Below are 11,354 nucleotides of genomic sequence, written 5' to 3' on the forward strand. Positions count from 1 at the left end.
GCAAGGGCGCGGGCTTCGCCGACCTGGAACTCGCCCTGCTGCAACAGTTCAACCTGTTGAAGCCCGATACGCAAATCGTCACCACGATCCACCCGCTGCAACTGGTGGACGCAGCCCAACTGCCCGTAGAGCCGCACGACTGGTCGCTGGACTGGGTGATCACGCCAGAAGGGGCGATCGCCACCCATCACACCTTCCCCAAACCCGCCGGAATCGACTGGGCCGCCGTCCAGCCCGATCAATACCGCCAGATTCCGATTTTGCGGGCGCTGCGAGAAGAGCGGTTGGCTGATCAGGAGTCGGAGTGATGGACGTTGGGTGATTTTGGGATAAAAGGGCGATCGCCCGCGTGGGTTATGCTGCTCAGGTAACTCTGTCCTGTAGATGGGCATACTCATACAGAAGACGCAATCGCAAATTCCACAATCCTTCCTATTTCCCTCCTCGTTCTTCGTTCTTCCTTCTTCGTTTTTCCCTCTTCCCTCTTCCCTCTTCCCGCCCATGCTCTCCCCCGAAGCCCTGGACAAAATCCGCCAGCAATTTGACCACGCGCCCTATCCCCGCGTGCCGCTGGAGCAGTCGCCCAAGGATGATCCAAATTCCCTCTTCAAGCACAGCCTGATAACGGCGTATTACCGCCGCGATGGTCGCGTCATCGACCCACAAGATCGGTTGATTTTGGACGCGGGCTGCGGCAGTGGCTATAAGTGCCTGATGCTGGCGGAGGCCAATCCGGGCGCAAAGATTGTCGGCATGGACTTGTCGGAAAAATCGGTGGAGCTAACCCGCCAGCGGCTGGCTTACCACGGGTTTGACCAAGTGGAATGCTACGCCGGCCTGATCGAGGAATTGCCGCAACTGGGAATACAGTTCGACTACATCAACTGCGATGAGGTGCTGTATCTGCTGCCCAATCCGCTGGCGGGGTTGCAGGCGATGCGCTCGGTTCTCAAGCCGGACGGCCTCTTGCGGGTGAATCTGCACAGCGCTTATCAGCGTCGCCGCTATTACCAAGCGCAGGATTTGTTCCGGATGCTGGGGCTGATGGAGGGCAACCCAGAGGAGCTAGAAGTCGGGCTGGTGCATGAAACCATGAACGCCCTCCAGGATCATGTCGTCCTGAAAACGACCACCTGGCATCCGATTTACGATCAGCAGCCAGAGGGTGTGCTGGTCGATCATCTGCTGCTGGGCGATAAGGGCTATACCATTCCTGATCTGTTTGGGTTGCTAAAGTCGGCAGACCTAGAACTGATCAGCATGGTGAACTGGCTGCATTGGGATTTGCGCGACCTGTTCCAAAATCCCCATGCGCTGCCGGAGCCGTGGGACCAACTGGTGCCCAATTGCTCGATCGAAGACCAGCTTTATTTCTACGAACTGCTGAATCCGGTGCATCGCCTGCTGGATGCCTGGTGTGGCGTTGCCACCGAAGCGGAACCGCCCGACTCGCGCCCAGACCGGACAGTGCAAAACTGGGCGCTAAGCGACTGGCAGCGGGCGACCCTGCACCTGCATCCCCAACTCCGCACCGAGCGAGTGCGTCAGGCACTATTGGCGGCGTGTCAGGCTTCTCAGCCGTTTGAAATAAGTCGCCACCTCAGCCAAGTTTCGCCAACGCCCGTGGTGCTGAGCAGCAGTCAGGCACTCTCGCTGCTGCCGCTGTGGGACGGGCCGCACTCCATCGCGGCGATCGCCCATCAGTATCAGCGCTTCCACCCCGTCCAACTGCCCAGCCTGGAACCGATGACCCCGGATGCCGCCCTGGGGCAAGCGGTTGAACTGATCAAGCGGCTGGAGCGGTGTTTGTTTGTCCTGGTTGAGCTTTAGAGCAATGGCGTGATGCCACGACATCAACGAACAACATCAACGAACAGCATCAATAAACAGCATCAACGCCCTCTCTAATCATCTGAATCACCTGAATCATCTAAGCGATTATCCCGTTCCCCCATGACCCCAATGTCCTCTTCTACCCTCGACCAACTCCGCGCCCAGTTTGACAATGCGCCCTATCCCCGGATTCCGCTCGACCAGTCACCCCTGGCGGATTACGATATGCAGTTTGTGCATAGCATGGTCACGCCGTACTATCTGCGTTATCGGCGGGCAGTGGATACGGTGGGCAAGGTGATTTTGGATGCGGGCTGCGGCACGGGCTATAAGGCGCATCTGCTGGCGATCGCCAATCCCGGTGCCACGATCATCGGCGTTGACCTGTCGGAAGCGTCGGTCAAGCTGGCGAGGCAGCGGCTCGACTATCACCAAATTCCCAACACCGAGTTCTATACGCTGCTGATCGAAGACTTGCCCAGCCTAGGGATGCACTTTGACTACATCAACTGCGATGAGACGCTGTATCTCGTGCCCGATCCGCTGGCAGCATTACAGGCCATGACCAGCGTTCTCAAGCCCGACGGCATCCTGCGGGTCAATCTGCACAGTGCCCTCCAGCGCCATGCGTTTTATCGAGCGCAGGAACTCTTTCGGGCGATCGGGCTGATGAAGCCGGAAACCTCCCAGAGCGAAGCCGTGCAGGTGGTGATTAACACGATGAAAGCCCTAAAGCCAGACGTAGTGCTAAAGCAGCATGCCTGGAAGCCTGAATATGAACGGCCCGAAAGCGACGGCAGCATTTTGGCGAATCATCTGCTGGTGGGCGACAAAGGCTTCACGATTCCCGACGTGTTTGACCTGCTGGGCGCGGCTAATCTGGAATTTCTCAGCATGGTGAACTGGCGACACTGGCAAGTGCCCGACCTGTTTAAGGACGGCGACGACCTGCCCGCGCTATGGGGCATGAGCCTGATGGCCGCCGATCCGCCAGCGCAATTACGCATGTATGAACTGCTACATCCGGTCAATCGCCTGATGGATTTTTGGTGTGTGCGGGCGGATGCTGACCCACCGGGGATTCCTGTCGATGCCTGGGACGATGAAGCATGGCAGGGGGCAAGGGTGCATCTGCATCCGGTTTTGCGGGCTGCGCCGATCCGAGAAGCGGCGATCGCCCAGATTGAAACCAGCCAGCCCTTCGAGCTAACCCGCTACATCGACCTGCCCGCAATGGGCCCCGTTTTGCTGACGGCCCTAGAAACCGCCTGCCTGCTGCCCCTCTGGGAGGGCCCTCAGACCGTGGCAGCCCTAGCCCAGCGCTGGCAACAGATCCAGCCCACAGACTGGGCAACGCTGGAGCCACTCAGTGAGAACACGGCATTTGCCAGGGTACAAAATTTGTTGAACCGACTCGATGCGTTTTTATACGTACTCACTGAGTTAGATTCCTGACACTGCAAGGCTTTCAGTCCTTCGGAAAATCCCAGAAAATTTTTGAGACCCCTGATATGAAACTGACGCAAGCTGGGCAAATTAACGCTAGGAGTTAGAAACCCAGTATCCCGCAACCTCAAGGAGACTCTACCCTATGAAGACTGAACTGAAAGCGAAGTTTTTGCAGCACCTGATCGACAAGAAAAAGGGCGAAGAAGGCTTCACACTGATTGAACTGCTGGTGGTGATCATCATCATCGGTATCCTGTCCGCCATCGCGCTGCCCTCCTTCCTGAACCAAGCCAACAAGGCTCGCCAGTCTGAGGCTCAAACCTACGTCGGTTCTATCAACCGGGGTCAGCAAGCCTACTTCCTGGAGAAGAACACCTTTGGTGCGCTCAGCAACCTGGAACTGGGCATCAGCAACACCAAGAACTACACCTACGCCTCTAGCGCCTCAGGTTCGGGCGCTGCTGCTGTGGCAACCACCACCGCTACCCCGACCGCAACGCTGAAGGGCTACGCTGGCAAGGTGTGGGTTGCGACCGCAAACGATGGTAGCGCCACCACCCTGGCGCTGCTGTGCGAAGGCGGCATTGGTAGCGTCCCCACGATCTCAGGTACCGTCTGCCCGTAGGACTTGGATGTAAGCCGGACTGCAAGGGAGATGAGTCAGCCTTAGCGCTGTTTTTCTTTCAACTTGCAACTGGTGCTACGTTCTCTTTTCTTTTATAGAAGGCTGTTGGGAGAATCTCCTGACAGCCTTTTGTTTGAGAGTGCGTTTGTTTTAGAGTGCGTCAGAGTGCGCCAGCGTTTCGATTTTCGCGGGGGGATTGGGTAACCTAGTCGAACAGAGATTCAACATTGCGATCGCTCTCTAAATCCCTGCAAGTTCGCATCTGCCCCAGTTTTTTCCTTGCAAGATACCCCCGATTCCTATGACAGAGCTGACTTTGAGTTCCGAGCCTGTGTCTGATAGCGCCGCCCCTGTCGATCCCAGGCTGCAAGAGGCGATCGCCCTGGTTCGGGCTGAGCGTTATGACGCAGCCGCTGTTGCGCTGGAGCAACTGATCGAGGAAAACGCTGCAATTCCCTCGGCAGTCTGGCATTTGGGCTTGGTGCGGCTGTTGCAAAAACAGGAAGAAGAAGCGCAACTGCTTTGGACAATGATGATGTCTGAGGCAGCGCCAGACCAGCTTGAGCCTTGGACGACAGAGCTATCAAACCTCCTGCACACCGAGGCCCTGCGCCAGCAGCGCAAAGGACAGGCGCAAGCAGCCTGGCTGATTCGCCGCCACCTGCGGGAAGTCAATCCAGCAGACTGGCAAAATGCGCTGCACCTGGTGGAACTTGAACTAGAGCTAAAGCAGTTTCAGGCAGAGAATCTCGAAGAACTGGGACTGATTGAGTGGCTCCGGACAGAGCAGCCCGCCGCCGCAGAGATGGAGCATCTGTCTACCCTCGTCAAGCAACTGCTGGAAACCATTCCCTACGAAAATGCTGTGATCGCCTTGGTGCAGGCATTTATTCCACGAGTGGAGCAGCCAGCCGACTGGATCGATCCGCTGCTGGCAGCAGCCTACAACATTTCTTCCAAAATCATCAACTACAGTCGCGCCATTCCCTATGCGGAACTGTGCCATCAAATTGACCCCTATCATTCCGCAACCCTGCTGCGACTCAGCGCCTATTACCAGGACACCGAGCAATACGATAAGGGAATCGATTTTGCAGAGCGGTTTTTGGCGGGCACTCAAACAACACTACAGCGCTGGATGGGGACTGCCATGCTGCTGCGGGGGCTGATGATTCGCGGCGGACAGTGGGAACGGGTGACGGCGACGCTGCAAGACATCACGGCGCTTTCAGAAACCTTTCTCGCTGAGTATGAGTTTAAAGACGATCAGCTCTTGGACGCTTCGATCCTAACTGCGTCGATGTACTTTTATCCGTATGTCAGTGATTCACCCAGAGAGACGCGATCGCTCCAAAATCGAGTGGCCAAGCTCTATCAAGACGATCTCACGGCATCTGTTAAGCAGAAAAGCGATCTTTACATCCCGTATCCGCAAGCGCCACTGGTGCGGAGCGTCGAGCGCAAAAAGCTGCGAGTAGGATACATCTCGCGCTGTATGCGGGCGCACTCGGTCGGCTGGCTGAGCCGCTGGCTGCTGCATCATCACGATCACGACCGCTTTGACATACACGTTTTGTTTAATCAGCAAATCGAACCGGGGGCCTTTGGGCGCGAATGGTTTGCCAGCAAAGCCGACAGCGCTTACGCCATCGAAGGCGACATTCTGGGCATTGCCAAGACTATCCGCGAAGATGAAATTGACATTCTGGTTGATTTGGATAGCATTACGTCTGATTTGAACATGGGCGTGCTGGCGCTGAAGCCTGCGCCCGTGCAGGTGACGTGGCTGGGGATGGATGCGTCGGGTCTACCGGCGGTGGATTACTTCATTGCCGATTCCTACGTCGTGCCTGACGATGCCGACGAATACTATGCCGAGACCATCTGGCGTTTGCCGCAGACGTATTTGGCGGTGGATGGGTTTGAGGTGGGTGTGCCGACGCTGCGCCGCGACGATTTGAGCATTCCCAGCGATGCTGCTATTTACCTGAGCGCCCAGATTGCCTACAAGCGCCATCCCGAAACGGTGCGGCGGCAGATGCAGATTTTGCGCGAGGTTCCCAATAGCTACTTTTTAATTAAGGGGGCAGGGGATTCGGAGTCGGTGCGATCGCTGTTTTTACAGATTGCGGAAGAAGAGGGCGTGGCGGGCGATCGCCTCCGTTTCCTCAGCCGCGACAAGACGGAGCTAGACCACCGGGCTAATCTGGCGATCGCTGACGTAGTACTCGACACGTTCCCCTACAACGGCGCAACGACCACGATGGAAACTCTATGGATGGGCATTCCAATGGTGACGCAGGTCGGCAAACAGTTCGCCAGCCGCAACAGCTACGGCATGATGATGAACGCAGGCATTACCGAAGGCATCGCCCACACCGCCGAAGAGTATGTGGAATGGGGCGTGCGACTGGGTAAGGATGCGAAATTGCGCGAAGAGATTCAAGCCAAATTGCGGCGATCGCGCCAGACCTCGCCCCTGTGGAATGCCCGACAGTTTACCCGCGAAATGGAACGGGCTTATGAGCAAATGTGGGAACGGTATTTGGAAGGCTGAGGGAGAGGAGGGGGTTGGTGGAAGAGCGAAGAGCGAAGAAGGAAGAACGAAGAGCGAAGAGCGAAGAGCGAAGAGCGAAGAGCGAAAATCTGAAATCTAAAATCTAAAATCGAGATTCCGTTGATGGGAGAATGCACGAACGGCGGCATCAATCCCCCCGGAATCTCCGGCTCCCTGCTATATAAGAACCAGAGCATCATGCAAGGTTGGCTTATGGAAATTCAACGGCTGGGGCGCTGGGGTCTGGTTCTGTTGTGCAGCGTAGTGCTGTGGTTGGGGTGGGCGTTGCCTGCGATCGCCCTGATTCATCCCTATCCGGAGGGTGGGGGGCAGGTGATGGTGCGATCGCTCCAAACGCTGCGAGACGAGTCGGATCATGCTTGGCAGGCGGTGCTGTTTAAGCGGGTGCGAGATGGACAGGTCGTGGATTTTCGGCTGCGGCTGGTGGGCTATCCAGGAGCGGCCTACCTGGCCCATGCCCAGCCGCTCAGCATTTCCACCGGGCGCAGCGAACATTGGACTGCTCCCGATGTCTTTGGCACGTCTCGCCTGAATGATGATTTGGCGGGAAATGTCGGCGAGTACGATTTTCGAGACACAATGTTACGCCTGCAAACCGACATGCCCCTGCGGTTGGCGCTACCGTTAGAAGAGGGGCGATCGCTCGAATTGACGATTCCTCCCTTTGCCGTCCGCGAATGGCGACAACTCCTCGACTGGCAGCATGAGGATTAGTTCAAGACTAGGATTCCACCCCAGGATTCTGGTCGCGTCTTCTGACCCCTGATCCTTCACTTCCCTCTCTCGGTTCTCCCGCTTCTTTCCCATGCCCCTCCCCCGCTGGCTCCGACTCCCGCGCCGTTATGCCATCCCGCTAGCCGTGGTGGGAGGTTTGCTGCTGCTCGATTTGCTGCGGCTGCTGGTTGCAGAGGGGCTGTGGTTTCAGCAGGTAGAGCATCTGCGGGTGTTTTGGCTGCGGCTGGGTGTGCAGGGAGGGCTGGGGCTGCTGGGGTTTGGGCTGAGCCTGGTGTTTCTGTGGGGAAATTTGGCGATCGCCCATCGACATTCTGACCCACACCTGAACCTGACCCCGATTCCCCGGTTTGGGGGGCTGCGGCTGCGTCCACTGGCGGTGCTGGTGTCGGGCATCAGCCTGTGGATGAGTGCGGCGCTGGCCTACCACGCGGGCGTGGCGATTAGCCACTGGCGGCCGGCCCTCAGCGTCTATACACCCGCTGCTCAAGTCCCCGTACGATTTCGAGCCGAAACGCTGGGACAACTGCTCGTCCAGAGCCTCCAGCAGCCGTGGTTGGCGCTGATTATTTTGGGGCTGGCGGCGGGGCTGCTGGTGTATCCGCGAGTGCTGCTGTGGGGCTGGGCGCTGCTTACCAGTCTGGGTTTTGGGCTGGTGCTGTCGGAATATTGGGCAAAGCTGCTGCTGGCCGCTTCGCCCACGCCCTTTGACCGAGCCGATCCGCTGTTTGGTCAAGACATTGGCTTTTATGTGTTTCGGCTGCCTGCGCTGGAGTTGCTGTCCTATTGGGCGATGGGGCTGACGCTGCTGGGGCTGCTGTCGGTGGTGCTGGTCTATTTGCTGGCGGGCGACAGCCTCAGCGAGGGGAAATTTTTGGGCTGGTCGCTGCCGCAGTTGCGCCATCTCTGTGGGCTGGGCGGGGCGCTGATGCTGGCGATCGCCCTGGCCCACTGGCTCAATCGCTACGGGCTGCTGTATTCCACCAGTGGCGTGGCCTACGGGGCTGGCTTTACGAATGTCCATGTGCGGCTGCCGATTCACAGCATCTTAGCAGTGGCGGCGCTGGTGTTGGGGGTGATTTTGCTGTGGCAGGCGATCGCCTCGCATCGCTGGCGGGTGGTTCCGGCGGTGTCGGCTGCGCCGCTCCGGGGGGCGGCGGCCAGTCTGCCGAATCGGGGCTTTGTTTCTCGAACCGCAGCGACACCAGGGTTGCCCCTGTCCGCTTCGCAGTCTCGCGGTCGCGTCCCATCGACTCCGACGGATTCTGCTCTATCGCTCCGGGGCTGGCGATCGCGCGAAGAGCGAATTGCGGAATATGCTCAGTGGTCGGGGGCTGCGGTTGATTTGCCGCTGCGCCCTGGGCTGGGGGCAGAGGAAACCGTGGCGCTGCTGCCGCGTCGAGTGCCGCCGCTGTTTTGGGGGCCGATGCTGCATCTGGCTGTGGCGGCGATCGCCACGACGCTGATTCCTTTTGTGGTGCAAAGCTTCGTTGTGCAGCCCAACGAACTGGCGCTAGAAACGCCTTACATTCAGCGCACCATCGCCCTCACGCGAGATGCGTTTAACCTACAGGTCATTCAGGACGATATCTTTGACCCCCAGACCGACCTGACGCGGGAGGATTTGCAAGCTAACAACCTCACCATCGACAACATCCGCCTGTGGGACTCGCGCCCGCTGCTAGAGACGAACCGCCAGCTTCAGCGCATCCGCCCCTACTACGAATTTCCCGATGCTGACCTCGACCGCTACCAACTGCCGACCACTCAGGGCACGATTGGCCTACGGCAAGTCCTGATCGCAGCCCGCGAACTGGACTATAGCGGCGTGCCCGCCGATGCCCAAACCTGGGTGAACCAGCACCTCATTTACACCCACGGCTATGGCTTTACGGTCAGCCCAGTGAACACCGCCGATGAGGGTGGCTTACCCAGCTACTTTGTCGAAGGCGTGGAGCAAATTGTGAACGATCCGCGCATTCCTGCCCTGCTGCCGACCGACAATCCCCGCATTTATTTTGGCGAACTGACCAATAACTTCGTGCTGACGCGCACTCGCGCCCTGGAGTTGGACTATCCCAGCGGCGGCGAAAACGTCTACAACACCTACAGCGGCAGTGGCGGCATCCCCATCGGGTCTTACTGGCGGCGGCTGCTGTTTGCGCGGCACTTAAACGACTGGCGAATGCTGTTTAGCGACCAGTTGACGGGAGAATCGCAGTTGCTCTATCGCCGCAATATCGTCAAGCGGGTGCAGGCGATCGCCCCCTTTCTGCGGTTTGACCGTGACCCCTACCCGGTCGCAGTTGAACTAGATGAAAAGATTAGCAACACCGACTCGCCGCCCAGTTCGCTGTACTGGATTATTGATGCCTACACGACGAGCGATCGCTACCCCTATTCCGACCCGCGCAACAACGATTTCAACTACATTCGCAACTCCGTCAAGATTGTCGTCGATGCCTACAACGGCAGCGTCACCTTCTACATTGCCGACCCCAGCGACCCGATGATCCAGTCCTGGAGCCGTCTGCTGCCCCAGATGTTCCGCCCGTTCGACTCCATGCCCCCGGCTCTCCGCAGTCACATTCGCTATCCACAGGACTACTATCAGGTGCAGTCGAATCAGCTCATGACTTACCACATGACTGATCCGCAAATCTTTTACAACCGCGAAGACGAATGGCGCGAACCGAATGAAATTTACGCTAACGAGTCGCAAATCGTCGCGCCTTACTACCTGATTACCAAGCTGCCCATCGCCGATACTGAAGAATTTGTCCTGCTGCGCCTCTTTACGCCGTCTCAGCGCACAAACCTAATCGGCTGGCTGGCGGCTCGCTCCGATGGCGACAACTACGGCAAAGTGCTGCTCTATCGCTTCCCCAAGCAGCGGCTGATCTTTGGCCCAGAGCAAATCGAAGCCCGCATTAACCAAGATCCGCTGATTTCTCAGCAGATTTCGCTGTGGAATCGGCAGGGTTCGCAGGCGATCCAGGGTAATCTGCTAGTGATCCCTGTGGAGGACTCGTTGCTCTATGTCGAGCCGCTGTACCTCCAGGCAGATCAAAACCGTCTGCCCACCCTCACAAGGGTCATCGTGGCCTATGGAAACCGCATCGTTATGGCGGAAACGCTCCAGCAGGCCCTCGATGCCATCTTTGCAGAGGCTCCGGTGGATGGGACTCCTGCCGATGGCAGTGTTGAAGCGAATCCTGAAGCACCCCCCAATGGAACCATTGTGCGGCCGCTGCCGGAGACTGGGGTCGAGGGGGCGTTGCCGTGAGGGATCGTTGCCGTGGGGGAGTGTAGCAGTCACGAAGGGTCAAAGCATTGTGGGAATACGCTTTTTCCCTGCTTCTCATTCCCCTAACCCCTAACCCGTAACCCCTGACCTCGAACTGCTGATGCGCTATTGGCTGATGAAATCGGAACCGGATGTGTATAGCATTGAAGACCTGGAGCGCGATCGCCAGACGATTTGGGATGGCGTGCGAAACTATCAGGCGCGAAATTTCTTGCGATCAATGGAGGTGGGCGATCGCGCGTTTTTCTATCACTCCAACGCCACGCCGCCGGGAATTGTGGGGCTGATGCAGGTGTCGCAGCCAGACATCGTAGACCCGACGCAGTTTGACCCCAAGAGCAAGTATTACGATGCCAAGTCGCCGCAGGACAATCCCCGCTGGCGCACGGTGCAGGTCGAGTTTGTGGAGCAGTTTCCTCAGATAGTGACGCTGGAACAACTGCGGCAAACCTTTTCGTCAGAGGAACTGCTGGTGGTGCGCCAGGGCAATCGCCTATCGGTGATGCCGGTAGACGAAGCGGTTGCCCAGAAAATTTTGAAGCTGGCGAAAGGCTGAGGATTGGAGTCAGGAGAGGCGGATGTCTCGAAACAAACGCAGGGCTGCGAGGCGGGGTAGATTGGCGAGCTTGGGGCTGCTGCTGTGGCTGGGGATGCTGGCTCCCGCCTGGGCAGAGGCGCGTCTGGAGAAAATTCAGCGGACGGGCGTGCTGAGGGCGGGGGTTCGCACGGATGCTGCACCGTTTGGCACGCTGGATGAGTCGGGCGAACCGATGGGATATCCGGTTGACCTGCTGCGGCGAATGCAGGCGGATTTGTCTCGCAGCCTGGGG

7 protein-coding genes and 2 pseudogenes are annotated in these 11,354 nt (G+C 58.1%); all 9 read left to right on the forward strand.

Features of this window, described 5'->3' with window-relative positions; genetic code table 11:
* Nucleotides 1-308: pseudogene (locus IGS51_RS01105) on the forward strand (5-formyltetrahydrofolate cyclo-ligase); the annotation flags it as partial.
* Between the two features lie 193 nt (nt 309-501).
* A complete protein-coding gene (locus tag IGS51_RS01110) occupies nt 502-1,830 on the forward strand; it encodes a methyltransferase domain-containing protein (RefSeq protein ID WP_297075001.1) in 1,329 nt (442 codons plus the stop codon).
* 132 nt (nt 1,831-1,962) lie between these two features.
* Nucleotides 1,963-3,288 carry a class I SAM-dependent methyltransferase gene (locus IGS51_RS01115; RefSeq protein WP_297075003.1) on the forward strand — a complete coding sequence of 442 codons (1,326 nt, stop codon included), beginning with the start codon at nt 1,963-1,965 and terminating at the stop codon, nt 3,286-3,288.
* Between the two features lie 136 nt (nt 3,289-3,424).
* Nucleotides 3,425-3,907 (forward strand): type IV pilin-like G/H family protein, encoded by a 483-nt coding sequence (locus tag IGS51_RS01120; protein ID WP_297075004.1) that lies wholly within the window; start codon nt 3,425-3,427, stop codon nt 3,905-3,907.
* A gap of 301 nt (nt 3,908-4,208) precedes the next feature.
* A complete protein-coding gene (locus tag IGS51_RS01125; protein ID WP_297075006.1) occupies nt 4,209-6,464 on the forward strand; it encodes an O-linked N-acetylglucosamine transferase, SPINDLY family protein in 2,256 nt (751 codons plus the stop codon).
* Between the two features lie 213 nt (nt 6,465-6,677).
* Nucleotides 6,678-7,199 (forward strand): DUF3122 domain-containing protein, encoded by a 522-nt coding sequence (locus IGS51_RS01130; RefSeq protein ID WP_297075008.1) that lies wholly within the window; start codon nt 6,678-6,680, stop codon nt 7,197-7,199.
* 91 nt (nt 7,200-7,290) lie between these two features.
* Nucleotides 7,291-10,503 (forward strand): UPF0182 family protein, encoded by a 3,213-nt coding sequence (locus IGS51_RS01135; protein WP_297075009.1) that lies wholly within the window; start codon nt 7,291-7,293, stop codon nt 10,501-10,503.
* Between the two features lie 121 nt (nt 10,504-10,624).
* Nucleotides 10,625-11,080 carry an EVE domain-containing protein gene (locus IGS51_RS01140; RefSeq protein ID WP_172358134.1) on the forward strand — a complete coding sequence of 152 codons (456 nt, stop codon included), beginning with the start codon at nt 10,625-10,627 and terminating at the stop codon, nt 11,078-11,080.
* A gap of 61 nt (nt 11,081-11,141) precedes the next feature.
* Nucleotides 11,142-11,354: pseudogene (locus IGS51_RS01145) on the forward strand (amino acid ABC transporter substrate-binding protein); the annotation flags it as partial.

Source organism: Thermoleptolyngbya sp. M55_K2018_002 (assembly GCF_015295965.1).
In the GTDB taxonomy this organism is placed as follows: domain Bacteria; phylum Cyanobacteriota; class Cyanobacteriia; order Elainellales; family Elainellaceae; genus Thermoleptolyngbya; species Thermoleptolyngbya sichuanensis.